General features: G+C 52.0%; 27 protein-coding genes. 24 read left to right on the forward strand and 3 right to left on the reverse strand.

Annotation, left to right across the window (positions count from 1 at the left end; all coding sequences use genetic code 11):
* Positions 1-3: 3 nt before the first annotated feature.
* The 8 genes from ACE41H_RS11925 to ACE41H_RS11960 all read left to right on the forward strand — a co-directional run bounded on the left by ACE41H_RS11925 (position 4) and on the right by ACE41H_RS11960 (position 4,826).
* Complete coding sequence (locus ACE41H_RS11925) at positions 4-639, forward strand: helix-turn-helix transcriptional regulator (RefSeq protein ID WP_375355482.1); 636 nt, start codon at positions 4-6, stop codon at positions 637-639.
* A gap of 179 nt (positions 640-818) precedes the next feature.
* Positions 819-1,160: a YtxH domain-containing protein gene (locus ACE41H_RS11930; protein ID WP_375355483.1), complete on the forward strand. Its 342-nt coding sequence runs from the start codon at positions 819-821 to the stop codon at positions 1,158-1,160.
* Positions 1,161-1,352: 192 nt separating this feature from the next.
* Complete coding sequence (racE, locus tag ACE41H_RS11935) at positions 1,353-2,162, forward strand: glutamate racemase (protein ID WP_375355523.1); 810 nt, start codon at positions 1,353-1,355, stop codon at positions 2,160-2,162.
* 170 nt (positions 2,163-2,332) lie between these two features.
* Positions 2,333-3,256, forward strand: a complete 924-nt coding sequence (locus ACE41H_RS11940) for a M14 family metallopeptidase (RefSeq protein ID WP_375355484.1) — start codon at positions 2,333-2,335, stop codon at positions 3,254-3,256.
* A gap of 166 nt (positions 3,257-3,422) precedes the next feature.
* A complete protein-coding gene (locus ACE41H_RS11945) occupies positions 3,423-3,698 on the forward strand; it encodes a hypothetical protein (protein WP_375355485.1) in 276 nt (91 codons plus the stop codon).
* Between the two features lie 143 nt (positions 3,699-3,841).
* Positions 3,842-4,144 carry an iron-sulfur cluster assembly accessory protein gene (locus tag ACE41H_RS11950; protein WP_375355486.1) on the forward strand — a complete coding sequence of 101 codons (303 nt, stop codon included), beginning with the start codon at positions 3,842-3,844 and terminating at the stop codon, positions 4,142-4,144.
* A 22-nt stretch (positions 4,145-4,166) separates the two neighbouring features.
* On the forward strand, positions 4,167-4,406 hold the full coding sequence (locus ACE41H_RS11955; RefSeq protein WP_375355487.1) for a YuzB family protein: 240 nt from the start codon (positions 4,167-4,169) through the stop codon (positions 4,404-4,406).
* A gap of 150 nt (positions 4,407-4,556) precedes the next feature.
* A complete protein-coding gene (locus ACE41H_RS11960; RefSeq protein ID WP_375355488.1) occupies positions 4,557-4,826 on the forward strand; it encodes a hypothetical protein in 270 nt (89 codons plus the stop codon).
* Between the two features lie 273 nt (positions 4,827-5,099).
* Here ACE41H_RS11960 and ACE41H_RS11965 read toward each other — a convergent pair whose 3' ends face one another.
* Positions 5,100-7,106, reverse strand: a complete 2,007-nt coding sequence (locus ACE41H_RS11965; protein WP_375355524.1) for an LTA synthase family protein — start codon at positions 7,104-7,106, stop codon at positions 5,100-5,102.
* A gap of 237 nt (positions 7,107-7,343) precedes the next feature.
* Complete coding sequence (locus ACE41H_RS11970) at positions 7,344-8,501, reverse strand: THUMP domain-containing class I SAM-dependent RNA methyltransferase (RefSeq protein WP_375355489.1); 1,158 nt, start codon at positions 8,499-8,501, stop codon at positions 7,344-7,346.
* Positions 8,502-8,755: 254 nt separating this feature from the next.
* On the opposite strand from ACE41H_RS11970, the gene ACE41H_RS11975 reads away from it, so the two are divergent.
* The 7 genes from ACE41H_RS11975 to ACE41H_RS12005 all read left to right on the forward strand — a co-directional run bounded on the left by ACE41H_RS11975 (position 8,756) and on the right by ACE41H_RS12005 (position 16,284).
* The gene (locus ACE41H_RS11975; protein ID WP_375355490.1) at positions 8,756-9,388 is read left to right on the forward strand and encodes an O-methyltransferase; all 633 of its coding nucleotides are present in this window, start codon (positions 8,756-8,758) and stop codon (positions 9,386-9,388) included.
* A 50-nt stretch (positions 9,389-9,438) separates the two neighbouring features.
* The gene (locus ACE41H_RS11980) at positions 9,439-10,377 is read left to right on the forward strand and encodes a winged helix-turn-helix domain-containing protein (protein WP_375355491.1); all 939 of its coding nucleotides are present in this window, start codon (positions 9,439-9,441) and stop codon (positions 10,375-10,377) included.
* Between the two features lie 223 nt (positions 10,378-10,600).
* Positions 10,601-12,319, forward strand: a complete 1,719-nt coding sequence (locus ACE41H_RS11985; protein WP_375355492.1) for an ABC transporter substrate-binding protein — start codon at positions 10,601-10,603, stop codon at positions 12,317-12,319.
* Positions 12,320-12,383: 64 nt separating this feature from the next.
* On the forward strand, positions 12,384-13,337 hold the full coding sequence (locus tag ACE41H_RS11990; RefSeq protein ID WP_375355493.1) for an ABC transporter permease: 954 nt from the start codon (positions 12,384-12,386) through the stop codon (positions 13,335-13,337).
* 63 nt (positions 13,338-13,400) lie between these two features.
* Positions 13,401-14,327, forward strand: a complete 927-nt coding sequence (opp4C, locus tag ACE41H_RS11995) for an oligopeptide ABC transporter permease (RefSeq protein ID WP_375355494.1) — start codon at positions 13,401-13,403, stop codon at positions 14,325-14,327.
* Positions 14,328-14,339: 12 nt separating this feature from the next.
* A complete protein-coding gene (locus tag ACE41H_RS12000) occupies positions 14,340-15,326 on the forward strand; it encodes an ABC transporter ATP-binding protein (RefSeq protein ID WP_375355495.1) in 987 nt (328 codons plus the stop codon).
* On the forward strand, positions 15,319-16,284 hold the full coding sequence (locus ACE41H_RS12005) for an ABC transporter ATP-binding protein (protein ID WP_375355496.1): 966 nt from the start codon (positions 15,319-15,321) through the stop codon (positions 16,282-16,284). Before ACE41H_RS12000 ends, ACE41H_RS12005 begins: the two co-directional genes overlap by 8 nt.
* Positions 16,285-16,360: 76 nt before the next feature.
* Here ACE41H_RS12005 and ACE41H_RS12010 read toward each other — a convergent pair whose 3' ends face one another.
* Complete coding sequence (locus tag ACE41H_RS12010; protein ID WP_375355497.1) at positions 16,361-17,578, reverse strand: MFS transporter; 1,218 nt, start codon at positions 17,576-17,578, stop codon at positions 16,361-16,363.
* Positions 17,579-17,801: 223 nt separating this feature from the next.
* Between ACE41H_RS12010 and hemE the strand changes: the two genes are divergently transcribed.
* From hemE to ACE41H_RS12055, 9 genes are all read left to right on the forward strand, one after another.
* Positions 17,802-18,866 (forward strand): uroporphyrinogen decarboxylase, encoded by a 1,065-nt coding sequence (hemE, locus tag ACE41H_RS12015; RefSeq protein ID WP_375355498.1) that lies wholly within the window; start codon positions 17,802-17,804, stop codon positions 18,864-18,866.
* Between the two features lie 34 nt (positions 18,867-18,900).
* Positions 18,901-19,845, forward strand: coding sequence for a ferrochelatase (gene hemH, locus ACE41H_RS12020; RefSeq protein ID WP_375355499.1), 945 nt, complete (start codon positions 18,901-18,903; stop codon positions 19,843-19,845).
* A gap of 111 nt (positions 19,846-19,956) precedes the next feature.
* Entirely contained in the window at positions 19,957-21,423 is a 1,467-nt protein-coding gene (locus ACE41H_RS12025; RefSeq protein WP_375355500.1) for a CapA family protein, read from the forward strand.
* Between the two features lie 36 nt (positions 21,424-21,459).
* Positions 21,460-22,239: a glycerophosphodiester phosphodiesterase gene (locus ACE41H_RS12030; RefSeq protein ID WP_375355501.1), complete on the forward strand. Its 780-nt coding sequence runs from the start codon at positions 21,460-21,462 to the stop codon at positions 22,237-22,239.
* Entirely contained in the window at positions 22,236-22,859 is a 624-nt protein-coding gene (locus ACE41H_RS12035) for a fumarylacetoacetate hydrolase family protein (protein ID WP_375355502.1), read from the forward strand. Before ACE41H_RS12030 ends, ACE41H_RS12035 begins: the two co-directional genes overlap by 4 nt.
* A gap of 195 nt (positions 22,860-23,054) precedes the next feature.
* Entirely contained in the window at positions 23,055-23,861 is an 807-nt protein-coding gene (locus ACE41H_RS12040) for a DUF92 domain-containing protein (protein ID WP_375355503.1), read from the forward strand.
* Between the two features lie 249 nt (positions 23,862-24,110).
* On the forward strand, positions 24,111-24,464 hold the full coding sequence (locus tag ACE41H_RS12045; RefSeq protein WP_375355504.1) for a DUF6978 family protein: 354 nt from the start codon (positions 24,111-24,113) through the stop codon (positions 24,462-24,464).
* Entirely contained in the window at positions 24,427-24,612 is a 186-nt protein-coding gene (locus tag ACE41H_RS12050) for a DUF1829 domain-containing protein (protein ID WP_375355525.1), read from the forward strand. Before ACE41H_RS12045 ends, ACE41H_RS12050 begins: the two co-directional genes overlap by 38 nt.
* Positions 24,613-24,859: 247 nt before the next feature.
* Complete coding sequence (locus tag ACE41H_RS12055; RefSeq protein WP_375355505.1) at positions 24,860-26,794, forward strand: ABC-F family ATP-binding cassette domain-containing protein; 1,935 nt, start codon at positions 24,860-24,862, stop codon at positions 26,792-26,794.
* The last annotated feature ends 1 nt before the right edge of the window (position 26,795 follow it).

Below are 26,795 nucleotides of genomic sequence, written 5' to 3' on the forward strand. Positions count from 1 at the left end.
ACGATGAATACAGTACCTGAAATGTCTACACGGCGTCTGATTATGACATTGCTGAAAACGAGAGGACCTTTGGGAGTCTCTTCCCTCGCAGCGGAGCTGGGTATTACCGAGATGGGGGTCAGGAGACATCTGAAGGCATTGGAGCAGGAAAATTTTGTTGAGGTTACCGTTGTGCGCCAAGCCATGGGACGGCCGGTCTATAAATTTGGCCTCAGTGAACTTGGAGATGAGCAGTTTCCACGCAATTATGACCATCTGCTGGTGGATCTGCTGGAGGAGCTGAATGAGCTTCAGGGAGCAGCGGCTGTTGAGGCTCTCTTCGAAGGAAGAAAGCGCAAGCTGATCCGCCGTTATATGCCGCAGCTTGAGGGCAGATCACTGCCGGCGCGGATCAGGAAGCTGGCTGAAATTCAGCATACAGCCGGTTATATGACGTATTGGAATACAGAAGAAGACGGAAGCTTTACGTTCTATGAGTATAATTGCCCGATTGCCCAGGCCGCGAACCGTTATCGCAAAGCCTGCGAGTGTGAGCAGCATATGTTTGAGGAGCTGCTGGAAGCGGAGGTGCGTCGCACCGACTGTCTGGCGGAAGGTGGCCGCTGCTGCCGGTACAAGATATTTCCACATCAGAGTTAGTCCTGGCAGCATTTTCTTGTAACAAGTCAAGCCCATCCTGCTTATACTGCATTAAAAAGATGGGCGTTCGCCCGGAAAAACAGCTCCGCTGGCGGGCAGGCTCCATAAGCATGCCTGGAGCGATGCTCCTGTCAGCGGGGTCTTTCCGGTCCCGGGGCTTGGTCGAAGGAGAGATGATGATGGATCAAAAAGGCAAAATGATGATGTGGAGTGCCATTGCAGGCACAATCCTCGGTTCAGCCACAGCATTGCTGCTTGCGCCAAAATCAGGGCGTGAGCTACGCAAGGATCTGGAGGAGTGCACTCAGCAGCTCAGCGAGGCTAGCCTGTCAGTGGCGGATAAAATCGGGACAGCGGGTCTCCAGCTTGTAGATATCGTTAAGGATACGGCTTCCTATGCGGTTCAGGAGGTTCGCCAAGCGTATGGCAAGCAGGAAAAAGAGGAAAAGGTAGTCATCACTGCGGCCGAAGGAGAGAAGCCGGAAGAACGCAAGGCAGGCAACGACAGCTACTCTATCTGAACACTGCAGCCGGGTTCGTTCCAAGGGAGGGGCCCGGCTTTTGCATGCCTTCCGCTAATTGCGGGCAGCCACACCTCGGGGGTGGACTTCCTTTTTGTTCACTTTTAACGTACCTTTTGAACTTGACTCACATAAGTTATGTAGAAGAGTGATAGCAAGAGGGATAACAACAATGAGGAAAGCGGTGTGTTCGTGCAGCAGGCTATTGCAGTTTTGGATTCCGGCGTGGGTGGACTGACTGTTGTCAAAGAAGTGATGCGTCAGCTTCCGCGTGAGAAGATCATTTACTACGGTGACACCGCGCGAGCCCCTTACGGCCCACGTCCGGCTGATGAAGTTTTGAAATTCACCGGGCAGATCGTTGATTTTCTTATTCAATTTGATCCCAAGGTCATTGTCATTGCCTGCAATACAGCAACGGCAGCGGCGCTTGAAGAAATCAGCAGCAAGGTCAGCGTACCCGTCATCGGAGTCATTCATCCCGGTGCCCGTGCAGCCATCAGCGCTACCAATACAGGTCATGTGGGGGTCATCGGCACGGTCGGGACCATTAGCAGTGGTGCATATACCACAGCCTTGAAGCAGCTGTCTCCTTATATCGAGATCGTAAGTCTGGCTTGTCCGTTGCTCGTTCCTATTGTGGAGAGAGGGGAATTTCACTCGAAGAGCACTTCACTGATTGTCCGAAAGTCGCTTTTGCCTATGACCAATCAGTACATGGATTGTCTTATTCTCGGCTGTACCCATTATCCTTTTCTCAGGGAGGCCATTCAGGAAGTGATGGGACCTTATGTCAAGCTGATCAGCTCTGCTGATGAGACGGCAAGAGAGACAAGCACAATACTTTATAACAAGGGCAAGCTTGCTTCCGGAGATACACTTCCAATCCATCAGTTTTACTGCTCCGGGGATGCTCGCTTGTTTCGGAGTATCGCTAGACAGTGGCTTGGTGAGCAAATCGGCAACATTCCCGTCTTGTGGCAGGTGACCCGTCTGGGGTAACTAAAAATGCAGCCGAAAGCATCAACTTTGCCGTTCCCGGGTGGGACGGCTTTTTCAGCATTGCAAAAGAGTCCGGAATCACGGATTGGGCAGGCAGGCATAAATTGGAGTATAAGATCGCACAGGAACTGAAGCCGAGAAACGGAAACATGCTGCCGGGAGGAATGGGAATGAAAGAGGTTGGTATTCGTTTTGGGAATACAGCGCTGTCCGGAAAATACGGGTATAAGCGTCTAATGGAGGATATCGGTCATTTGCATGAAAAATATAATTTTGTGAAAGTGGGCTGCATAGGCAAAAGTGTGATGGGGAGAACCATTCCATGTTTGGAGCTGGGTGAAGGGAAACGCAAGCTTGCGGTAAATGCGGCGGTCCATGCCAACGAATGGATTACCGCTCCGTGCGTGCTGCATTTTCTGGAGCACTGTGCAGCGGCAGCTACAGCCGGAAGATCCCTCCATGGGCATGATCCGGAGCGCTGGCTGCGGCATGTTACACTAAGTGTAGTTCCTATGGTCAATCCGGACGGTGTGGACCTGGTCGTTGAAGAGGCCAGTGATTCCCATCCTGAGCGGGAGAATCTTCTGAAGTGGAACCAGGGAAACCTTGATTTCAGCTCCTGGAAGGCCAATATCCGCGGAATTGATTTGAACGACCAGTTTCCGGCCTATTGGGAGGACGAATTGCAGCGGCGGGCCGTGAAGGGACCGGGTCCGCGTGATTATGGCGGAACAGAGCCGCTGTCCGAGCCTGAAGCGCGTGCCTTGGCCGATTGGACACGCCGTTTGCTGCCAGACATGGTGATCTCATTTCATACCCAGGGGCGTGAAATTTACTGGAATTACCGCGACAGGGAGCCGACGAACAGTCTCATGTGGGCGCAAAGGCTGGCCCGTGCTGCAAATTTCAGGGCTGTCAGACTCAGCGGCAGCGATGCAGGCTACAAGGACTGGTTCATTCTTGAATTCGGCAGGCCCGGCTTTACGGTGGAGTTGGGGGAAGGCGTCAACCCGCTTCCGCCAAGTGATTTCGACAGTTTGTGCATGGAAACAGGCCAGGTGCTGTCAGCCGCCCTTTCCGGCTTGTGCTGCTGAGTGTTTGAAACCTTTACGGGAAACCGGCGTAATTTAAACTGTGGAAGAACAGCGCTTCCGGCAGGAAGCCTGATTTTTCCACAGCCTTCTTCATTTTGATTGAAACGGGTATGCTATACATGAAGGCTTATATTAGCTGCAAAAGACGCGGAATGGAGCGATGTCCATGAAATGGAGAAAATTTTGGTCTCTGCGGCAGTGGGAGCACGTATTGCGCCGTCTCCCCCGCCTGCTTGCTTCACCCCAGGTGCCTCTTGGGGACAAGCTGCTGTTTCTTGTACCTGCACTGCTTTATTGGGTTCTTCCGGACATCATCATTCCGATTCCGTTCATGCCTCTTGATGATATCGGGGTAGCGATGCTTCTGATGAACTGGTTTGTGACCAGAACGGAGCGCAAGTATCCTCAGCTTTCCGAGCCGGGCCGTATTCGGTTGAAATGAACAGCCTTCGCATTTTGTCCAAATAACTGGTGTTGCGCTTCTATAAATTATTCATTACAATAGGAATATTGACTACTAATCATCAGGAATGCACTGAATCCTGAAATTTTCATAAATTATGCTGCCTATAGGAGTTGAAGCAAATGAAGTGCAAAATTACACGTAATGCGGCCAAAGTGCTGAAGCTTGAGCTGGATAAACCCGAGAACAGCGGAAAAATGCTGAGAGTCATTGTAACTCATGCGCATGGAGATCATGCACACTATGGTCTTGACCTTGACACGCCGAAGGAAGAAGACACCGTAGTCTCCACAGATAAAGACATTGACGTAATTCTTGAAGAAGGCCAGCCGTTCCTGGACGGCGTTAAAATAGACTATTTGTATTTTCCTCAAGAGGGCTTTGTCATTACGAATCCTTCGATGGGCAACCACGGCGACCATTAAGGCCGCATGGAGAGGATGAAATATGGCTAACGATATTCGAGTCTGTGATAAATGTCAGTTTGTCCGGATGAAGAGCATTATTCCGAAGCTGCAGAAAATGGCGCCTGATGCCGAGATCAAAGTCGGCTGCAAATCGTATTGCGGGCCCTGCGGCAAGCGTGCGTTTGTATATGTGAATGGACGGTATGTAAGCGCGCCGACAGAGGAAGAAGTGCTGGCCAAGGCTGCTGCATTTATTAAGCAGCCGAGCGTAGAGGCCTAATCCGGTTTGTAAGATGATGACTTATGTGCTTTCAGCGAAGATCCCCGGACCGATCAGACGGTTACGGGGGTTTTTGTATAGTCCTGCTTCCACCTGTTCATGCTATAAGGCGAGTGAATACTTATTAGCTTCGAGAAAGGGGATCAGGTAATGTCGCAATACGATTCCAATCTGCAAAATCAGAGTGTTGCCGCCCAAACGCAAAATTCGGTGGACAGGTTTCATAATGCGGTAACACAGGCCATGTCACATCCGAACGAACAACTGGTGGAGCAGGCCGAGCACTCCCGGGCTCACGCGAGGCACGCCCTGGACCAGGCCAGTGAAAACCTAGGGAACGATGTGATGGAGGCGGCGGAGGAAATGATGGCCACCGAGGAGCGCCGGCTCGATTCGATTAAAAAGACAGGTCTAAAATAAGCAGCAGCATCGTGTTCTGAAAGGCTCCGAGAACGAAGCATTCCTACAATCGCTGTTGACCCTCCGGGCCAAAGGCGAACGCTCCGCTTTTTCGGAATTGCTTCGTCCTCTCCGCTGCTCCGTGCATATCCATACTTAAAAATACCCAATAAGAAATCGCCATCTCCTGCGTTTTCTTATTGGGTAAAAAAGAACGAGAACAGGAGGGGAATCGGCTCCTGTTCTCGTTCTTTTGCTTTAATTGAAAAATTGCTGCTTTCTATATTCCTCAGTTCATGGCGATGAAGATTTCGTACTGGCGGCTGGTTCCGTGCTCATGGCGGCAGGATTCCAGCGACGGATCAGGTCGTAGGTGATGACTTCATCCGAGATGGAAATCCGGTTAAGCGTCTCCTGATACCCCGGTCCGCAGGCCTGGATATCGGTCTGTTCTCCTGTGCTTACGTTATAACACGTTCCGTTCACGAAGGTATTATCCTTGGACGGAATGTAGTATACTTTTCCATCCGTAAATGCCCCCGAACGGAGTACGACCATCCGCTGCTTGCCGCTGAACAGATTGTTGCCCATAAAATGATACGGCTCCGAGGAAATGCCCAGCAAATGCAGAACGGAAGGCGCAATATCCAGTTGGCCTGCCGGTTCGTTGTATACGCCGGCACTTCCACCGTCAGGCAGATGCACGAGCAGGGGCACCTGGTTCATGATTTTTTGCATGTCAAGGTCAGATAGAGATTTACCCAAAAAATTCTCATACAGCGCTTTGTCCTGAATGGAATTGTCATGATCCCCGTAGAACATCAGAATGGTGTTGTCCCACATGCCGTTCGCTTTCATTTGTGCCACCAGCTCCCCGAGTGCCTGATCCACATAATGCACGGATTCCAGATAATCGCCGAACATGGTGCCGTTGAATTCACCCGTGTCCAGGCCGGTGCCTTCCGGATGAATGTTATACGGATGATGGCTCGACAAGGTGATCATGAAGGCGTAGAACGGATTCCCGTTCAGCTCCTCAAGCTTGCTGACTGACTGTCTGAAAAAGGACTTGTCTCCCAGCGACCACCCGAGCGGCTCATCGATGACAAAGTCTTTTTTACTGTAAAAATGGTCATAATTCATAGCCTTATACATCGTATACCGGTTCCAGAAGCTGCTGTCATAAGCATGAAGCACATTGGGGCTGTACCCTTCCCGCTTCAGGATCGTCGGCAGCACATCGTAGGCATGATCCGGATAACGGATGAAGACCGATCCCGTCTGCAGCGGGTGCAGAGAGCTTTGTACCGAAAAATCGGCATCGGAGGTTCGCCCCTGGGCGGTCTGATGATAGAAATTGCTGAAATACATGCTTTCCTTCATCAGCTTGTTGAAATTGGGTGTGATCTCCTGACCGTTGATCTGTTTGCCAATAAAGAAATTCATAAAGGCCTCGCCCTGAATAATCATGACATTACTGCCTTTGTATTTGCCATAGGTTTCATTTTCCACATGAATCAGACTCTGATGGTCTTTGAACCAGTCCAGGTCTTTGTCCATCTCTTTTTGACCCAGAACGGGCTGTGGTCCCAAATGCTCCATACTGTAACGATAAATGTCGTAACCGTGAAATCCGAGCAACCCTGTCACGTTATAAAGCGCAAGCGACCACCAGTTGCCTACAAACAGCCCCTTTGCCCATGTCGAGGTGTAGAAGTTGATCGGTCCGAAGGTCAATACACAGCCTAATCCCAATGCCAGTAAGCCGCTTCCAGCCCGAAACAGCATTCTTCTGCCTGACCGCCGTCTATTTCCACCAAAAACAGGGCCTTCGAACAAACGGTCGGCCCGCCTGCTGCGGAGTTTTTTTATCCATAACAGATAAGGAAGGAAGAGAATCCAGTCCATAAAGAAGAAGATATCCTGCCAATCAATCAGTGATGCGATGCTCCCTCCAAGTGATTCCACCTGCCCAGCCTGCAGCAATACGGGGATGGTGATAAAATCACCAAAGTACCGGTAATACACCATATCCGAGTAAATAAGCGCAGTCAGCAGCACATTTAATACAGCCAGTGCTGTGAACCGACCGCGTGGAGGCAGCCAAAAGGTCCAGAAGCTGGCGATCAGCAATGAACCAAAAGCAATGACGTAGTCCAGCGGGTTCATATCAATATTCGGGGCGTCCAATTGAGAATGGAGCAGCCCCAGCTTATACAGAATCAGTATGGCAAATATCCAGAACCCTATATGACGGTTCTGCAGCCAACTGCCGATCCTTGCTCCGGCATGATGGATCATGCCGGAATTGTACCTGTTCAATTTACATTTCCCCCTTTGGCAATCTGACCGGTCCCAGAGAGTTTAATATCAGAGAGCTCTATTCTTTTGATTTGTAAACGGAATGTGATCTCTGTGTAAAAACCGGATTTGCCCTTACTTATTATATCCTGCCGGCGTTTCTTTTCAACATAAAAGGGGAGAAAGAAAGAGAGAGCGGGCCCCGAGGGGTCCGCTCTCTGCATGATTGAGATTTTTTTAATTTTCGGGTGGAGCTTTCCTCTGGCGAGGAGGAAGAGGGCCCAGGTATTGATAGTATTGGCATTCAATCCGGCCGTTATACAGCTTGCGCCGTTTGTCCGCTTTGCGTCCCCAATAATGCTCGAACTGCTTGGCAGGACTGATGGTAAAGAAGGACCATGTCGGCATGCCAGCTGCGGTGCGCCCCAGGCCACGGATCAGCTTTTCTGCCTCCGGCTCGTCCCCCAGGCGCTCACCATAAGGCGGGTTGGTAATCAGGCAGCCGTATTCGCCGTCCGGTCTGATTTTGGCTGCAGGCATGACATCAAGCCTGATTTCTCCCGCCAGCCCTGCAGCCTTGACAGCGGCTTGCGCAACTTCAATGGCCTTGGGATCGATATCGCTGCCTGCAATCTGAAACTCCACATCGTCCCGCACGAGATCCATGGCCTCATTGCGGGCTTCTTCCCACAGTTGTTCGCCGATCACCGGCCAAGGCTCGGAGTTAAAGGAGCGGCGCAGCCCTGGAGCAAGGTTCCAGGCCTGCATGGCGGCCTCAATCAGCAGCGTGCCCGAGCCGCAGCAAGGATCATAGAAGGGCCTGTCTGGCGTCCAGCGACTGAGCTGAATCATGGCCGAAGCCAGCGTCTCCTTAAGCGGCGCCTCGGTAACGAGCTTGCGGTAGCCCCGCTTGTGCAACCCCGGTCCGGTGGTGTCCAATGTAAGCAGGGCACGGTCCTTCAGCAAAATCACTTCAATGACATAGCGCGGCCCGTTCTCGGGAAACCATTCCGTATGATAGGTCTCCTTCAGCTTTTCAACAATCGCCTTCTTTACAATCCCCTGACAGGCAGGCACGCTGCTGAGCTGGGATTTATGCGAGCGTCCTTCCACCGGAAACTCGCCATTGGCAGGAATCCAGTCCTGCCAGGATACGGCTTTGGTGCCTTCAAACAATTCATCAAAGGTCGTGGCCTCAAATTCGGCCATCTTGACGAGAATGCGATCCGAGCTGCGCAGCCATAAATTGCAGCGGCAGATATCGATGTAATCACCAGTGAATACGACACGGCCGTTCTCGACGGTCTGATCGTGGTATCCGAGCTCTTTCAGTTCACGCGCTACGATGGCTTCCAGCCCCATCGGCGCAGTTGCAATCAGTTGCAGTTGTGCCATGTAAACAATTCACTCCATCTTGATTGTACGGCACTTGAATAAGGCCGCCTTGTCTATTGCCTTGTGGCGATTCCCCAAAAACAATACAATCTATATTATAGTTTCGGAAAAATAAACCGAACATGCAAGGTTCACTCGTATAGTATAGGCGATTATATTCCGGGTGACAAACCGTAATATAGATACGGGTTCCGCCGGTCGGCAGGGATCGCACTTATGCTGAAGATGGAGCATGATTTTGAGGAGGAGTACATGTGAATACAGCACCTGAAGATTACATAGAGCAGTTATTCCGGGAGGACGAACTGTTATTGAAGGTCAAGGAAACGATTCGGGACAAAGGGATGCCCGAGGTGTCCGTGGCGGCGGCATATGGACGGCTGTTGACGATGCTCATCCGCATCTCGGGGGCACAACGCGTTCTGGAGATCGGGGCATTGGGCGGATACAGCGGGATATGCCTTGCCCGGGGGCTTGGGGCAGATGGGAAATTGACGTCGCTTGAGCTGAAGGAAGAATACGCTGCGCTTGCTGAAGAGCATCTGGCAGAAGCCGGATTGGGCGACCGTGTCGAGTATCGCATCGGGCCTGCGTTGGACAGCCTTGAGCAGTTAAAGCGGGAAGGCCGCAAATTTGATTTCTTCTTTATTGACGCGGACAAGGAGAATTACCCGGAGTACCTGGAATATGCAATCGAGCTTGGCAACCCGGGGGCTGTTATAGCAGGAGATAATTGCTTTCTGCGCGGTCGTACACTGAATTCGGAGAAGAACGGCCCATCCGTACAGGCGGTGAGACGCTTTAATCAGATGATAGCCGAGGATGAACGGCTTGAGAGTACGATGCTGCCATCCTATGACGGCTTGGCGCTGGCCCGTATCCGGTAGCGGCGGGACGCGTGTAGTCGGAGTTTAAGCGAAGAGGGAGGAGACACAGGATGGCTTATCAAGTTGAAGTCCGGTTTGCAGAGGTTTATGAGTTTCTAAGCAGCTTACATACATTTATTTGCAGGCCGTCCCACAAGAAAATAGATTTGACTCCTGCATGGGCAGATGCTGTGGGTGAGACGCTGTCCCCCGAATTGAAGACCGGTCTTGCACCGCTCGTCATTGGTGCCGAATGGAAGTTGGTATATCTGCTGGCATTCTTATGTCCGAATCCGGGTTCGGTGCCTTCATTCCTGCAGTGGATAAAGGATCAGAGCAACGAGGACCTGCGCGAGCTGATATCCGGCTACGCCGTTACGATGCCGGAGGACTGGGCTTTTTTTCGCTCAGTCTATCTTTCGGTTCTGCCCGGATGGTACGAGGAGTATTTTCAATCGGTTGATCCGGCCGTTCTGGCAGCACTTCAGCAGGAAACCGCTGTAAGGCTGGAAGAGCAGCCGCTGTGGGATGCCGATGAATTTGTGGATCGAACCACGGGCGGTATGCGGTTCCGCCAGACCGAAGCCATGGAGCGGCTGCTCCTTGTGCCGCAATATCATTTTCAGCCGGTGAATATCGTTTATGACTACGGCAGGTTCATGATATGTCACTACTCGTCCCGGATCGATCTCGCTCCAGGGGAGGTCTTCCCCAATCCCGACTTGCGGCTGATCCGGGCACTGGGGGAACGCAGCAGGCTCAAAATATTGCGCTATCTGCATGAAGGTCCACGAACCTTTATCGAAATTGTCAGGCATCTGAAGCTGTCCAAGGGCATTACACATGATCATATCTTCAAGCTGAGGAGTTCAGGCCTGATCTGCGCTCATTTTGCAGGAGAGACGCTGGTGGAATATTCCTTACGGAGCCGTTCCATTATGGGACTTCAGCAGACGCTGATGTCGTATATTACAGGCTCGTCCGAGATGGCTGTAGCAACCGAATCCTAACGACAAACCGCCTTATCCAGTAACTTTCGTCCCGATATTCCCGGATCGAAGGGCATCGAACTGGATTAGGCGTTTTTTTGTGGAATTTTTTGTGGTTCTCCCTTTACAGAACCAGACATGGTTCCTATAATATGAATTGTCGATCAAAAAATCATAGTTAGCGTATCGGAATTATAAATATAACTACGATCTTCAGATCGCTCACATTCAAGGGAGGATTACCATGAAAAAAAGTAATTATGCATTGTCGGCCCTATTCCTGTCCGCTGCCCTGCTGCTGTCTGCATGCTCTGAGGACAATGCGGCTGCGCCGACAACGGGCCAAACCGCCGCAAGTGAAAATGCCCCGACAGCGGCAGCCGCAGGCTTGGCCGAGCCAATCAAAGCATCCGATTTATCCAAGCTTCCGGGTGCAGCCGAGGAACGGACCGATACGATCATTGTGGGACTCACGGATCCAAGCGGTTCCTTTACCCCTTATTTTGCCCAGAGTGGTTACGACGGGAATGTTACCTCGCTTCTGTTCGCCCCATTGGTGAGTGTGAATGAAAAGGGCCTCCCGTCCGCCGACCTTGCCGAGAAATATGAGATTTCCGCCGACCAGCTTACATATACCTTCCACCTGCGTCCGGATTCGAAATTCAGCGACGGCTCGCCTTTGACGGCGGATGATGTTGCTTTTACATGGACCCTGCTGCATGACAAGTCCTACGACGGCGATTTTGATATCACGGAAGCCCATGTGAAGGGTGGAGAAGCTTATAAAGAAGGCAAGGCTTCGTCGATCGAAGGGATCAAGGTCATTGATCCGCAGACGATTTCCGCTACATTGGAAAAGCCTAACGCAACAGCTCTCCTGCTGCTGGGCAGTGACGTTTTGTCCAAAACCTACTACGGAAAGGACTACAAATTCGGCCAGCTGGATTATATCAAAAATCTTCACTCCAATCCGCTGGGCAACGGCGCTTATAAGCTGGAGAAATTCATCCCTGGACAGGAAGTGCGTTTTGCAGCGAACGAATACTACTATAAGGGCAAACCAAAGCTGGAGCATTTTATCTATAAAACAACAGATGGTGATACATGGCAGTTCCTGGAGACCGGAGAGCAGGACTATGCATCCTTCCCTGCCACGACGGACAATATCGAGAAGCTGAAAAATCTTGGATTTGTCAATCTTACGCCATACACGGCGAGCAATTACGGTTATCTGCGCCTGAACTTTGAGCATGAGGCCATCCAGGACAAGAAGGTCAGACAGGCGCTGACCTATGGTCTTGACCGTCAGACGATCTATGTGGATTCCAACCAGGGAGCAGCGACGGTAGCCAACATCCCGACTTCGCCAATTTCTTGGACTTATACGGAAGAAGGCATCAATCCTTATCAATACGATCCGGAGAAAGCAAACCAGCTGCTGGATGAAGCCGGCTGGACCATGGGAGCCGACGGCATTCGGGAGAAAGACGGCAAACCGCTTACCATACACTTCATTGGCTCCAAAAAACAGGCTACCGACATCTTCATCGCGGTCGCTTCTGAAAACTACAAGGCGATCGGCGTCAAATTCGAGCCAGAGCAATTTGCGGATTTTAATTCCCAGCTTGCCAAGCTGGAAAGCGGAGACTATGACATGGCTGCATTCTCGACCTCTCTCATGACCGACCCTGCGGACGGTGTGCGCGACTTCGTCAGCGGTGAAATTTCCGGTTATGATAACCCGGAAGTGAAAAAGCTGTATGAGCAGGGCTTGGCAACATCGGATATGGAGGAGCGCAAAAAGATTTATCATGAGCTCTACAAAGTCGTGAACGATGATCTGCCATACATCTTCACCAGCAATAACAAGATGGTGGTGGCTACGAACGGCCGTCTTGAAGGGTTGGTGATCAATCCGTTCTGGGGCATTTCCACCAGCCTGCCGAACTGGACCTTGAAGTAAAAAAAGACAGCCGCCCGCTGCCCGCCCGGGAATCAGCGGGCGGCTCAGTTAAAAGGAGCCGGTCATGAGCACATATCTGCTGCGAAGATTGATATATATGGTTGTCATACTTCTGGCGGCCTCACTGTTTATATTCTGTCTGTATGCACTGACACCGGGAGATTTCATAACAAACAACCTGAAGCTCAGTCCTGAACGCAAAGCGGAGTTGCGGGAGATTTATGGCTTCAACAAGCCGTTGATTGACCGCTATCTGAACTGGATGGGACGGGCGCTGCATGGGGATTTCGGATTCTCACTCGCCCAGCAGAAGCCTGTGTTGACACTGTTTAATGAGTATGTCTGGAATTCGTTTCTGCTCGCGATCACCTCGACCTTCTTCACCTGGGTCATTGCCGTCATCATTGGTGTTATTTCAGCTTACAGGCAGTATTCCTGGTTTGACTCCCTGGTGATGGTGCTGATTTTTGCGGCCATGTCGATCCCGTCCTTCTTCATCGGTCTGTTCCTGATCAAGCTGTTTGCGGTGGATCTCAGATGGCTCCCGCCGGGCGGCATGACAACGACCGGAAGCAATGCAGCCGGGTGGGCTTACGTGCTTGAGGTTCTTCATCACATGACCCTGCCGGTGGTCGTCATGGTGCTGCTCGGTGTCGGATCGCTGACCCGCTATTTTCGCAGCAACATGCTGGATGTTATCCGTCAGGATTATATCCGCACCGCAAGAGCCAAAGGGATGAAGGAGCGGACCGTACTGTTTCGCCACGCTTTGCGCAATGCCATGCTCCCGGCGATCACACTGGTCGGGTTCGAGCTGCCGGGTCTATTCGGCGGATCACTCATTATTGAGAAGATTTTCAACTGGCCGGGGATCGGACAGCTGTATATGCAGTCTTTTACCGTCAGGGATTACCCGTTGTTAATGGGATTCACGATGTTCATCGCGGTACTGACCGTCATCGGCACACTGCTCTCGGACATTCTCTATCATGTGGCTGACCCGCGGGTCAAACTTTAGAGATCATTCAGTTGCAGTAGACAATCTTGTACCAATTATCCTATATGGCAAGGGGGGAGCTCCATGTCTTCCATCGGCGGAGGAGTGGCGGAGATTAAGAAGGCCAAGCGGGAAGCCCCGCGCTCATCTTTGTGGAGGCAGTCGTTTCATCGAATCTTGAGGAACAAGCTGGCAGTATTCGGCTTTGGTTATATCGTATTCATGTTTATTATCTGCTTTATCGGCCCAATGCTGTCGCCTTATGCAAGCGGCAAAATCAATATGGCGGCCTCCTACAAGGCACCCGCTCTTAATCACTGGCTGGGAACAGACCTGCTGGGAAGAGACGTGCTTACGCGACTGCTGCAGGCCGGACGAATTTCGTTAACCGTGGGGATTGCCTCCATGGCCCTGTCGGTATTTATCGGTTCTATTTTGGGTGCGATTGCTGGTTATTACCGGGGAATTGTCGATCAGATGATTATGCGTGTCGCGGATTTGCTGTTGACGGTGCCGAGCCTGCCAATCTTATTTATCATGGGGGCGCTGCTCTCGGACTGGAAGGTGCCGACTTCTTATCGCATGTATATTGTCATGCTGATGCTGAGCTTTGTCGGCTGGCCGGGGCTTGCGCGGCTTGTGAGGGGGCAGATACTCAGTTTGCGCGAACGTGAATTTATGTTGGCTGCAACGGTGCTGGGACTGCGCGATCGCCGTAAGTTATTCCATCATTTGCTGCCCAATCTGGTGCCGCTGCTGATCGTGGTGGCAACGCTGAATATCGGGGGGGCCATACTGAGCGAATCGGTGCTCAGCTTCTTCGGGCTTGGCGTAATGCCGCCGACAGCTACATGGGGCAATATGATTGACTCGGCCAACAACCTGATTGATTTCGAGAAGCATCCGTGGTTATGGATTCCGCCGGGAGTTGCTATTTTTACGACGGTGATATCAATTAATATTTTCGGCGATGGACTCCGGGACGCTCTGGATCCCAAACTGAAAAAGTAGGTGGGGAGTACCGTGAACAACGTGCTTGAAATTAACGATTTACGAACCCATTTTCAAACCGAAGAAGGTGTAGTCAAGGCAGTGGACGGAGTCAGCTTGCGGGTAAGGCAGGGTGAGACGGTGTGCATTGTGGGGGAATCGGGCTCCGGGAAAAGTATTACCGCGATGTCTGTCATGGGATTGGTCGAAGGGCCGGCAGGCCGGATCGTCGGCGGCAGCATCGAGTTTGCCGGCAGAAATTTACCGGACCTGGGCAAAAATGAACTAAGAACCATTCGTGGCCGCGATATCGCGATGATTTTCCAGGAGCCGATGTCTTCCCTGAACCCTGTGCTCAAGATCGGTCAGCAGATTATGGAGCCGCTCATGGAACATCTGAAGCTGGGCAGGAAGGAAGCCTATTCCAGGGCAATTGAGTTGATCGGTCAGATCGGCATTGCACGGCCGGAACAAATTGCAGAGTCCTATCCGCATGAGCTTAGCGGGGGCATGCTGCAGCGCATCATGATTGCCATTGCGATCTCCTGCGATCCGAAGCTGCTGATTGCCGATGAACCGACGACGGCGCTGGATGTGACGATCCAGGCGCAAATTCTCGACATGCTGCGCCAGATCAAAGAGCGGTCGAACATGTCCATCATGCTGATTACTCATGACCTGGGTGTTGTGGCCGAAATGGCCGATTATGTCATTGTCATGTATGCAGGCAAAGTGGTGGAAGAAGGAGAGGTAGTTGATCTGTTCCAGAGCCCCAAGCATCCGTACACTCAGGGGCTGCTTCGCTCCAAACCGATTCTTGGTCAGCGCGAGGAGGAGCTGTATTTCATTCCTGGGCAGGTGCCGAATCCGCTGGAGCTGACCGAATCGTGTTATTTTCATGAACGGTGCGCTCAATGCATGGATATCTGCCAGACCAGAGAACCGCTGCTCAAACAGGAAGGTGAACGGCAGAAGGTGGCTTGCTGGCTGTATGAGGAGGAGATAGCGTTCCATGCATGAACCATTGGTGGAGGTCAATCACCTCAAAAAGTATTTTCCCGTCAAAGCAGGGCTTCTGAATCGTACTGTCGCTCATGTAAGAGCCGTTGACGATATCAGCTTTGCCATCCAGCCGGGAGAGACCTTCGGGCTGGTAGGGGAATCCGGCAGCGGCAAAAGCACGGTAGGTCGGACGATTCTGCGTCTGACGGACAAGACGGAAGGTGAAATCCGCTTCAAGGGCAAGGACCTCTATCGGGTCTCCAAGGAGGAGATGCGCCGTCTGCGGCCGCAAATGCAGCTGATCTTCCAGGATCCTTACAGCTCATTGAATCCGCGTGTCCGTGTTGGTGATGCCATCGGCGAAGCATTAATTGACCATGGCATGGCATCCAGGGACGAGATTCGCGATGTAGTTGAAGAATTGCTTGTTTCCTGCGGACTGTCGTCGTACCATTATTACCGCTTCCCGCATGAATTTTCGGGCGGACAGCGGCAGCGGATCGGTATCGCGCGGGCACTGGCGCTGAGTCCCGACCTGATTGTCGCCGACGAGCCGGTGTCGGCACTGGACGTGTCGATCCAGGCGCAAATCATCAATCTCTTCCGTAAGCTGCAGGATTCGCGCGGCCTGACCTATTTGTTTATTTCGCATGATTTGAGCGTGGTTGAACACTTATGCTCCCGCATCGGAGTGATGTATCTGGGCTCCATGATGGAGGTGGCCAGCCGGGACGAGCTGTTCCGGAATCCGCTGCACCCTTATACGAAGGCGCTGCTCTCCGCTGTACCGGTACCGATTCCGAAGCTGAAGCGGGAGCGGATTGTGCTGAAGGGAGACATCCCGAATCCGTCCAACCCGCCGCAGGGCTGCAAGTTTCACACCAGATGTCCATTCGTGAAGGAGATATGCACACAGCAGGTGCCTGAATTCCGCGATGCTGGAGCCGGTCATTACGTGGCTTGTCATTTGGTATGAAAATAGGTATAGATAAAAAGACAGCAGGTCTTCTTTTATGAAGAACTTGCTGTCTTTTTTTAGATTACATTGTATTCTACCGGAAATGATGGGCCTGTCTGCTGCGGTGGCCGTACAGCTTGATTCTTACCCATACCATATTGATCAGCAGCATCACACCAGACATAATAAACAGGCCTTCAATGCCAATAAAGCCTGACAGCAGGCCACCGATCACGGCGCCCAGCATATTGCCCAGCGCGAGCGAGCTTGTGTTGAAGCCGAATGCCCGGCTTTCCATGCCTGCAGGTGTATAAGAGCGGATCAGGGCATTCACGCTCGGCAGCAGACCGCCCATGAACACACCCATCAGGAAGCGCACGATGACAAGCTCCCACACGGTCTGGACAAAGGCCTGCGGAATAAGCGTGAGTGCTGCTCCGACCAGAGCGTAGGTCAATATCCGGTGCGCTCCGACGCGGTCGCTGAGCCTGCCCAGAACCGGCGATGAAATCATGTTGGACAGGCCGGTTACAGCGGTGACAAAACCAGCAATAAGGGCGATACCCTCAGCCGAACCGTACAGCTTCTGCACATACAGCGGCAGCAGGGATACGGTGCTGATCATCGCGAACTGGAGCAGGAACGTTACTGTAAACAGCGCGGGCAGCTGCGGCGTATGGCTTAGCTCACGCAGTCCGGCCAGCACGGAGGTCTGCGGAGCCTTGGCGGCCGCAGCGCGATTGAAGTTCTCTTTGACGAGGAACAGCGCGAGTAGGGACCCGGAGAAGATCAGCCCTCCCGTAATGAAGAAGATCGGCCTGAAGCCGAGCCAATCTGCCATAAATCCGCCCATCAGCGGGCCCAGAATCGTACCTGCCATTTGTCCGGATTGCATGATGCCCATCGCAAAGCCCATCCGCTCCTTGGGAGTGGTGCTGGATACGAGCGAAATGGAGGCCGGATTAAATCCGGAGATCGTTCCGTTCAGCAGACGCAGCGCCAGCAGCTGCCACGGCTGATTGACCAAACCCATGCAGCCGATTACCAGCGCCATGCCAAAGCCGGAGCGCAGCAGCATGATTTTGCGTCCATATTGATCCGCCAGCTTGCCCCACAGCGGCTGAAAAATAAAAGAGGTCAAAAAGTTCGCGGCAAAGATCACGCCTGCCCATAAGCCGATTTCATGTTCACCCTGAACGTGCAAATCCTGTGCGAGATAAAGGGATAGAAACGGGGTAATCATCGTCATGCCAGCATTGACCAAAAACTGGCCGAACCAGAGAACGATGAGGTTCACCTGCCACGTCTTCATGGTGCTCACATCCTTTCCGGCCGTGGAGAGGAAATTCAGATATTCATCCGTAGTCCGGGAAACTGGAAAAAAACAGTTCTTTTTAGTATAGCACACTTCATTGAAACTTTATCCAACTGTCATCGGATTGTCATCGTTCATGCGAGCTGGCCGGTTGTTACGCACTTTTAAAAAGGGCATAATGAATTTATAGGTTTTACATTCGAACTGGGGGCTCAAACCAATGACCTACAACGATAATTTTATCCGCGCCTGCTTCGGGGGGGATGTGGATCACATTCCCGTCTGGTACATGAGGCAAGCAGGAAGGTACGATCCCGAGTACCGGAAAATCAAAGAAAAATACTCCCTGCTTGAAATATGCCGCCAGCCCGAGCTGGCAGCCGAAGTGACGATGATGCCTGTCCGGAAGCTGGGTGTCGACGCTGCTATTCTGTATTCCGATATTATGAATCCCGTCGCTTCCCTTGGCGTGGACTTTGATATAGTCAAGAACGTCGGTCCGGTCATAGACCATCCCATCCGTACGGCAGCCGATGTGGAGCGTCTCAAGCCGATCGACGTGGAGAAGGATCTTTCTCACATTTTAGAGACAATTCGCATTCTTGACCGGCAGCTCGAAGTTCCGCTGATTACGTTTGCCGGAGCGCCGTTTACGATTGCGAGTTATTTGATAGAGGGACGTCCGTCCAAGAGCTACATTCATACCAAAACGCTTATGTACAGCGAGCCACAGATATGGTTCCAACTGATGGACAAACTGGGCGATATGGTAATCACCTATCTTCGTTCTCATGTGGCTAGCGGAGGCAAGGCGTTCCAGCTTTTTGACAGCTGGGTCGGAGCGTTGGCCCCGCAAGATTTTGAAGTATTCGTACTCCCTACGATCAAGCGGATATTTCATGAGCTGTCTGGCCTGAAGGTGCCGAAGATTTATTTTCCGGGTGTCAGCTCGGGCGAATTACTGCCGCTTTTGCGTACGCTGGAGGCTGATGTCGTGGGGCTGGACTGGCGCGTATCCATTCCGGAAGGCCGGCGGCGACTGAACAATCGCTTTGCAGTTCAGGGCAATCTGGACCCTTATGTGCTTACCGCACCTATGGAAATTATTAAACAGCATGCCCGAAAAATTATCGATGAGGGTGCCCAGGAGCCAGGCTATATCTTCAATTTGGGACACGGACTTTTTCCGGAAGCCTCGCTTGATAAGCTTAGAGAGCTGACGCAGTATGTGCATGAGTATTCCGCCACTGTGATCAAGCAGCGGGTGGGCCAGCACAACTTGTAATCTGTCCATAAATCATACAGAGGTGATTATAAAAGTGAAGGAAACCGTAGGCGTATTGGTCATGTCGTATGGCACTCCGGAAAGCCTGGAGCAGGTAGAGGCGTATTATACGCATATCCGGCGCGGCAACGCGCCTTCTCCCGAGCAGCTCAAGGAACTGAAGGACAGATATGAAGCCATCGTCGGAGGCGTATTTCCGCTTCGTGAAAATACGGACCGGCAGGTGCACAGCCTGCAGGAGACATTGAACCGTGAAAACCGGAATCCCGATGTCGAGTTTGTATGTTATCAGGGGTTAAAGCACGCTCGCCCTTTTATCGAGGACGGAGTTGGGCAAATGGCGGCGGACGGCATTAAGAAGGCGATCGGGATTGTGCTTGCTCCGCACTATTCTTCCATGAGCGTGGCAGGTTATATCAAACGGGCACAAGAAAAAGCGGCTGAGGCCAGCCTGGAAATGGCCTTTATCGAAAGCTATCACCTGCACCCGAAACTGATCAAAGCTCTGTCTCAAAGAGTGGCAGCCAAGCTGGATTTGTTCGTGGAAGCAGGCGCCAACCGTGATTCAGTGCAGGTATTATTCAGCGCCCACAGCTTGCCAGAACGCATTCTCTCGATCGGCGATCCATACGTCGATCAGCTCATGGAAACCTCCAAAGCAGTGGCCGAAAGTGCCGGCGTAACTCGCTGGCAGTTTACCTGGCAGAGCGCGGGTCGCACGGCTGAACCATGGCTTGGCCCAGATATTTTGGACACGCTTCATAAGTTGAGCGAGGAACAGGTAGAGGACGTGCTGGCTGCGCCCATCGGCTTCGTATCCGATCATCTGGAAGTGTTGTACGATCTGGATATTGAAGCTCAGGCAGTGGCAAGGGAGCTGGATATGAGGCTGATGCGTATCGAATCCTTGAACAGCGACCCTCTCTATATGGAGACTTTGAGCGATGTCATTATAGATAAATGGAAACAGTTTGATTGAAAAGCAGCAGGAACCCCCGCCGTGTGAAGTGATTGGCGGGGGTTCTCTTTGCAGAGAGTCCTGATATATAATGAAGAAGTCTATGAGACAATGAAATAACAAGGAGGAGTTATGCCCCCCTCAAGAGTGGAGGAGCGAAATGCTCTGCAGAAACGGCGGCGACGGAGCCGGATAAGGGCCGTGACCGCAATCAATCTTATACTATTGTTTATGATTATCGCAATTATTGGTTATTATTACATAACGGAAGGGAATGAACAGATTGGCAGGCAGATGACAGCCGGCTCCGATCCCGGAAAGCCGAGTGACGATACCGATCCCGGAACGTCTGGTGACGCTTCAGTTCCCGGGCCAGCAGCGCAGGCGCAGCAGGAATCGGAAATGGAAACGGTTCCGGAGGCCGAGTCGGATATAAGTGCTCCGGAGACGGTCCAGACGGCTCCGCATCCGGTCAAGGAGGAGGAAGGAGTCCAGGAGGACATCGGCTCTGAAGAGGGCACCGATACGTCGGGTAGCTCTTCATATGTTACAGGAGAGTCCGCTGTTCAGGCTGAAGATGAAGAAGGCGCTGCGGAGTCTGCAGCAGAAGAGCCTGAAGCAGAGACCGCTCCGGCTGCGCATACCACCGGATCGGACAGTGTCATTTTAAACTTCGTAGGTGACATGCAATTTTCCGGCAAAGTGGAGCAGCTTCTGCAGGAAAAGGGCTATGACTATCCGTACAAGAGGCTGGGCAGCCTGTTCAAATCGGATGATCTGACGGTAGGCAATCTGGAGACCCCCGTAACGGACGGCGGTACAGGGGCAGCGAATAAAACCTATGTATACAAATCCTCTCCTGATGCTCTTCCTGAACTGGCGGCTGCCGGCATGGATGTGGTGAATGTGGCCAATAATCATATTTTGGACCAGGGGGTCTCCGGACTGAAGGATACACTGGCTTATCTGCGTCATTACGGAATTCAATATATGGGAGCAGGCATGAATGCGGAGGAAGCTTATGCTCCTGTATATGTGAAACGAAAGGGAATGACCATCGCGCTGCTCGGCTTCAGCCGCGTCATCCCCGAGGTCAGTTGGTATGCCGGCGCAAATCGCGCGGGAGTGGCGGGTGTCTACGACCCTGCGGCGGCTGTGCAGGCGATCCGGAAGGCAAGCAAGAAGGCTGATTTGGTGATCGTTACAACACACTGGGGCAAGGAGCGCGCTTCCGTCCTTGAGGATCATCAACCCGAGCTGGCCCATGCATTTATTGACGCGGGAGCGAATCTCGTTATTGGAAGCCATCCGCATGTTCTGCAAGGGCTGGAGATGTACAAGGGCAAATGGATAGCTTACAGCACGGGCAATTTTATTTTTTCTAAATCTGTAACGGAAGCTACCCAGGATACGGCAGTGTTCCAGGCGTCCTGTTCAAAAGACGGCGCATGCGCGATGAAGCTGATTCCTTGCAGAGCTGAGCTTGGGCAGCCTATACCGCTGTCCGGAGAGAAAGCCGCGAAAATCCTCAAGAAGGTCGAGAACATGTCTTCTCCCAATGTAAGCATCGACAGCACGGGCAGAGCGGCGGCAGGCTGATAGCACTTCAAATAACGATGATGGAGGGGGAGCGGGATGCATAACCTCTGTGTGGCCCACCGGGGCGCTTCCTTTGCAGCGCCAGAGAATACGCTGGCTGCATTCAGGCAGGCAATGGCATTTCCGTTTGTGAAATGGATAGAGCTGGACGTTCAGTTATCACGGGATAAGGTGCCTGTGGTTATCCACGATTTCAGCTTGGAACGCACGACTAACGGGTCAGGTTTGGTCAAGGACAAATCATGGGACGAGCTTCGCAGGCTGGACGCAGGCTCCTGGAAAAGCCCGCGTTACCGCAGCGAACCCATTCCATCACTGGCTGAGGTGCTGGATCTGTGCCGTGGCAAGGTCCGGCTGAATATCGAGCTGAAAACGTCGGGAGACATGTACCCTGGGCTGGAAAGCGCGGTGCTTCGTCAGATTGTTGCACGCGATATGGAGCAGGAGATCGTATTGACATCGTTCGACCAGCAGGCTCTGCGCAGAGTGAAGGAGCTAATGCCGGAGCTATGCACTGGCCTCATTACTGATATCAGGCCAGCAGATCTGTCGGGGAGACTTTCAGCGCTGGGCTGCTCCTTTCTGTCCATGGCCTACCCCAAGATTGATGCCAGGCTGATGGCCGAAATGTCGGAGCAGGGTGTAACGGTAATGGCCTGGACTGTGGATCAGGTTGGGATTATACGCAGTCTTGCCTCGCTCCACCCGGATCTGATGGTCTGCACCAACCGGCCTGAGTCATGGGAGCAGGCGATGAAGAGGAAAAGCTTGATTGGCAACACCATATTAACCGTGAAGAGGTGGCTGATTCGATGAACAGAGAAATACGCAATGTTTACTGTGTGGGACGCAATTATAAGCTGCACGCGGAAGAGCTGGGCAATGCCGTGCCTGAAAAACCGATGATTTTCCTTAAGCCGTCTCATGCGGTTGTGCCCATGAATGGTGAAACGCTTCAGTTGCCTTTGGACCAGGGAGAGCTGCACTATGAAGCCGAGCTTGTTGTCAGACTGGGGCGAAGCTATGAACGGGGCATGAAAGTGGATGAATGCATCGAGGCGTTTGCGTTTGGCATCGACTTTACACTCCGTGATGTACAAACCGTCATCAAGCAAAAAGGCCATCCCTGGACGGCGGCCAAGGCCTTCAAAAACTCTGCTCCCCTGACTCCGTTTCTGTCATTTGCGGGAGAAGCCGCTCTCCTGAACCATGACTTCTCCCTACGCAAAAATGAGGTTGAGGTACAGCGGGGCAACGTGAAGGACATGATCTTTTCCCTGCAGGAAATTGCGGATTATATTGCCGACCATTACGGCCTGGGCAAGGGAGATCTGATCTTTACTGGAACTCCGGCGGGGGTCGGGCCAGTGGTCCAAGGCGATGTGCTGGAGCTCCGCTGGGCGGACGAAATACAGGGAGCTTGCACAATCGGTTAATAGAATTATTCTACAGTCACAATCCAGGGTATCCCAAAAGGTCTGTTGATCTGGGATCCCCTTTTTGCGTTCTGAGCCGCATATTCCTGCTGAAATCCCTGTTTTCCCTGGGTGACAGGCAGCATGGTATAATCATAAGCAGAGCCTGCGAAAAGGTCATGGCAGGCGTGGATGGATTTGACGGGAGGGTACATGGTGGACTGGTTGATTGGAGCGGCAGGAGCCCTTCTTGTTGGAGGGGCCGCATTCAGGAAGAAATCACTGACTTTGTCCGGTTTTGCAGCGGCTTTCATAATGGGAACGATCTATTACGGCGCCGGTGATTTGTTCTGGTTTGGTATATTGCTAGTATTTTTTATCACGTCAACGCTGCTTTCACGGTACAAGCAGGAGCGTAAGGCGGAGCTTGAGAAATCCTATGCCAAAACGGGCAATAGGGATGCCGGCCAGGTGTTTGCCAACGGCGGGCTTGGCATGCTGCTGTGTGCAGGCTATGCGGTATGGCCGCACCCGGCGTGGATCTATCTTTTTGTCGGCGTCATGGCGACGGTCACCGCGGATACGTGGGCAACCGAGATTGGCAGCCTGAGCCGTCAGGCTCCGCGTTCCGTGCTGAACGGGCGCCCGCTTCCACCTGGAACCTCCGGCGGAGTATCCGTTTTGGGGACATGCGCGGCCGTGGCGGGCGGGGCTCTGATTGGTTTGAGCGCCTGGCTGTTCCAATCTATCCTTGGCGGGAGCACGCTCCCCTGGTGGACGTGGATTGTGTCTGGAGGCGTTTCAGGTGCGGCAGGTGCTTTTGCCGATTCGTATCTTGGAGCGACGGTACAGTACATGAGCCGCTGCCGGGTTTGCGGACGAGAAGTGGAGGTTGGCAGCCATTGCGGCCAACCTACGGAGAAGGCGCGGGGATGGTCGTGGATGAGCAATGATGCCGTGAATATAACCAGTTCCGCAGCAGGCGGAGCGGTCGCTTTGGCCTTGGGATATCTGTGGATGTAAAGAAACATTGCATGCAGCCAATGGAGATTAAATATAAGAAATGCTCGGCTAAGTAGTTAACTTTCAATTTTTTAGGCTGGTGTCCTTAAAGCGGCGCCAGCTTGTTTAATCTTATGTGAAGCCTTTTTTTGTTGTAGATACACAAAGTACTTGTGAAATTTCAATTTTCCTCACGTATTTAAAGGTATAATTTGTCATGAATCTATAGTATTATATACCTAATGATAAATACTAATTTAGGGGTAAGTCATGTTAAGCCAAAAAGAGGCAGATGAACTTATCGAATTGATAAAGTATTTACAACAATATAATTCCGTTGCCATTCCTAGTTTAGGAGAAAAGACTCAATTAATTGCGAATAGTGTTGAGGGAGAATTTATAGTTGATATCCGGAGAGGCAGGATTGATGTATTTCAAGCAACTTTTCAAACAAGGTACAAAAAAAACATCCCTCTCATACGACTAGACCTTGAAGGACCAGAACATCAAAACCCAGATGGTATGATTATTCCTTGTCCTCATTTACATATTTACCGTGAAGGTTTTGATTTAAAACGGGCATTCCCTGTCGAAACAGAAGCAATGGGAAGATGTAAGACTTAATAGAAAACCAGACTCTCGTTTATTCGCCTTTTTAAACGACCGTGATACTAAAGGAATTAAGAATATAGTTCAAGCATGTCTTCAGTACGAAATAACCCCATTATTATGGTCCGAGAGAAGCGAGGCTTTAAAAAGATTATCTGCATAGAACGTTCCTTAATCTTTAAGGTCAACTTAAACTTCGTAAACACTAAAAGAAGAACCTAATGTGCAAGCTGGCGCCGAAACTTATCGACGTCAGCTTGTTTAGTTTCACACTCGTTGTAAAAAGTTGTGATATACGTTTGTTCAATGAGCTCACGTGAAGCTCGCCTCATGTGGTAAGATAAAAGGAAGCTGTCGTGCAACTGGTCTCCTGACCAAAGCGAATAAACTAGAAAAGCAGGTATATATAGATGAATATATTAACGGTTGAAAATCTTTCAAAGAGTTATGGGGAAAAAATACTGTTCAAGGAAGCTTCCTTTGGCATGGATGAACGCGACAAAATCGGGGTCGTGGGTGTCAACGGTACGGGAAAATCGACCTTTTTGCGGATCATCGCAGGGCTTGATGTGCCGGACAGCGGGCAGATTGCCGTCAATAACGATGTCCGGATTCAATATTTGGCGCAAAATCCCGATTTCGACCCGGATGTGACGGTGCTGCAGCAGATCTTTCAAGGGATGCTTCCGGAAATGAAGGCCGTAAGGGAATACATGGAGATTATGGAGCTGCTGGAGCTGAATCCGGGCAGCGAAGAGCTTCAGAAACGGTTGTTGTTGGCCAATCAGCAGATGGATGCGCTGGGGGCATGGCAGCTGGAGAGTGATGCCAAGAGTGTGCTTACGAAACTGGGCATTACCCAGTTTGATACCAAAATGGGCATGCTCTCCGGCGGACAGCGCAAACGGGTGGCACTGGCGGCAGCACTGATTCAGCCCTGCGAGCTGCTGATCCTGGATGAGCCGACCAACCATATCGACAATGATTCCGTTGCATGGCTGGAGCAGTATTTGCAGAAAAGACGCGGCGCTCTGCTGATGATTACCCATGACCGTTACTTCCTGGACCGGGTGGCTACCGTCATGCTGGAGCTGGACCATGGCCGCTTGTTCCGGTACGAAGCCAATTACAGCAGATTTTTGGAGCTGAAGGCTGAGCGCGAGGAAAGGAAAGCCGCCTCCGAGCAGAAGCGGCAAATCCTGCTGCGCAATGAGCTTGCCTGGATCCGGCGCGGCGCCAAAGCACGCTCCACGAAACAGAAGGCGAGAATCGAGCGATTCGAAAAGCTGATGGAGGAGCAGCCTGAGCAGCGCGGAGGCAATATGGATATGTCTGTCGCTTCAACCCGGCTGGGCAAAAAAATACTGGAGATCGACGGTCTGTCCCAATCGGTTGAGGGCCGCACGTTGATTGAGCATTTGAATTACACGGCGGTGCCCGGCGACCGGATCGGCATCGTTGGGCCGAACGGAAGCGGCAAGTCCACCCTGCTGAATATGATTGCCGGCCGAATTGAGCCTGACCGCGGACAGGTTGTGCTGGGAGCTACGGTGAAGCTGGGTTATTTCACCCAGGAGCATCAGGAGATGAACCCGAATCAGCGGGTGATTGAATATATCAAGGAAGGGGCGGAGGTCATCCGCACTGATGACGGCAGTACCATTACAGCTGCGCAAATGCTGGAGCGCTTCCTGTTCCCGCCGAATATGCAGTGGTCCATGATTTCCCGCTTATCCGGAGGAGAGAAGCGCCGCTTGTACCTGCTGCGTGTACTGATGGAAGCGCCCAATGTGCTGCTACTGGATGAGCCGACAAATGATCTGGATATTCAGACGCTGGGTGTGTTAGAGGACTATCTGGACGATTTTCCGGGCGTGGTCATTTCGGTTTCCCATGACCGCTTCTTTCTGGACCGCACGGCAGACAAAATATTTGCCTTCGAGGGCGGCGGCCAGGTTCGAGTGCATGTAGGCAACTATAGCGAATATGCCGAATGGATCGCCCGCAATGCGCCGGATAAGCAGCAGGCATCTGCACCATCAGGGGCACGGAACGGTCAAGCGGAGAAGGCTGTGGACACTGTGAAGGCCCCGGCGAAAGAAAGGCTGAAATTCAGCTATAAAGAGCAGAGGGAATATGAGCAGATCGATGAAATGATAGAGAAGGCGGAACAGCGCCTCGCCCGGATCGCTGTGGACATGGAGCAGGCGTTCAGCGATTCGGCCCGTCTGCAGGAGTTGACGGCCCAACAGGCTGAAGCGGAGCAGGAGCTGGAGCATTTGCTGGAACGCTGGACCTATCTGAACGAATTGGCTGAAAAAATCGAGCAAAGCAAGGGTTCATAAG

This window comes from Paenibacillus enshidis, assembly GCF_042136365.1.
Taxonomy (GTDB): domain Bacteria; phylum Bacillota; class Bacilli; order Paenibacillales; family Paenibacillaceae; genus Paenibacillus; species Paenibacillus enshidis.

Excerpts from the sequence above, each read along its gene's own strand:
- ACE41H_RS11925 (WP_375355482.1), top strand. The coding sequence starts at position 4 with ATGAATACAGTACCTGAAATGTCTACACGGCGTCTGATTATGACATTG.
- ACE41H_RS11930 (WP_375355483.1), top strand. The coding sequence starts at position 819 with ATGGATCAAAAAGGCAAAATGATGATGTGGAGTGCCATTGCAGGCACA.
- ACE41H_RS11940 (WP_375355484.1), top strand. The coding sequence starts at position 2,333 with ATGAAAGAGGTTGGTATTCGTTTTGGGAATACAGCGCTGTCCGGAAAA.
- ACE41H_RS11945 (WP_375355485.1), top strand. The coding sequence starts at position 3,423 with ATGAAATGGAGAAAATTTTGGTCTCTGCGGCAGTGGGAGCACGTATTG.
- ACE41H_RS11950 (WP_375355486.1), top strand. The coding sequence starts at position 3,842 with ATGAAGTGCAAAATTACACGTAATGCGGCCAAAGTGCTGAAGCTTGAG.
- ACE41H_RS11955 (WP_375355487.1), top strand. The coding sequence starts at position 4,167 with ATGGCTAACGATATTCGAGTCTGTGATAAATGTCAGTTTGTCCGGATG.
- ACE41H_RS11960 (WP_375355488.1), top strand. The coding sequence starts at position 4,557 with ATGTCGCAATACGATTCCAATCTGCAAAATCAGAGTGTTGCCGCCCAA.
- ACE41H_RS11965 (WP_375355524.1), bottom strand. The coding sequence starts at position 7,106 with ATGATCCATCATGCCGGAGCAAGGATCGGCAGTTGGCTGCAGAACCGT.
- ACE41H_RS11970 (WP_375355489.1), bottom strand. The coding sequence starts at position 8,501 with ATGGCACAACTGCAACTGATTGCAACTGCGCCGATGGGGCTGGAAGCC.
- ACE41H_RS11980 (WP_375355491.1), top strand. The coding sequence starts at position 9,439 with ATGGCTTATCAAGTTGAAGTCCGGTTTGCAGAGGTTTATGAGTTTCTA.
- ACE41H_RS11985 (WP_375355492.1), top strand. The coding sequence starts at position 10,601 with ATGAAAAAAAGTAATTATGCATTGTCGGCCCTATTCCTGTCCGCTGCC.
- ACE41H_RS11990 (WP_375355493.1), top strand. The coding sequence starts at position 12,384 with ATGAGCACATATCTGCTGCGAAGATTGATATATATGGTTGTCATACTT.
- opp4C (WP_375355494.1), top strand. The coding sequence starts at position 13,401 with ATGTCTTCCATCGGCGGAGGAGTGGCGGAGATTAAGAAGGCCAAGCGG.
- ACE41H_RS12005 (WP_375355496.1), top strand. The coding sequence starts at position 15,319 with ATGCATGAACCATTGGTGGAGGTCAATCACCTCAAAAAGTATTTTCCC.
- ACE41H_RS12010 (WP_375355497.1), bottom strand. The coding sequence starts at position 17,578 with ATGAAGACGTGGCAGGTGAACCTCATCGTTCTCTGGTTCGGCCAGTTT.
- hemE (WP_375355498.1), top strand. The coding sequence starts at position 17,802 with ATGACCTACAACGATAATTTTATCCGCGCCTGCTTCGGGGGGGATGTG.
- ACE41H_RS12025 (WP_375355500.1), top strand. The coding sequence starts at position 19,957 with ATGCCCCCCTCAAGAGTGGAGGAGCGAAATGCTCTGCAGAAACGGCGG.
- ACE41H_RS12030 (WP_375355501.1), top strand. The coding sequence starts at position 21,460 with ATGCATAACCTCTGTGTGGCCCACCGGGGCGCTTCCTTTGCAGCGCCA.
- ACE41H_RS12035 (WP_375355502.1), top strand. The coding sequence starts at position 22,236 with ATGAACAGAGAAATACGCAATGTTTACTGTGTGGGACGCAATTATAAG.
- ACE41H_RS12045 (WP_375355504.1), top strand. The coding sequence starts at position 24,111 with ATGTTAAGCCAAAAAGAGGCAGATGAACTTATCGAATTGATAAAGTAT.
- ACE41H_RS12055 (WP_375355505.1), top strand. The coding sequence starts at position 24,860 with ATGAATATATTAACGGTTGAAAATCTTTCAAAGAGTTATGGGGAAAAA.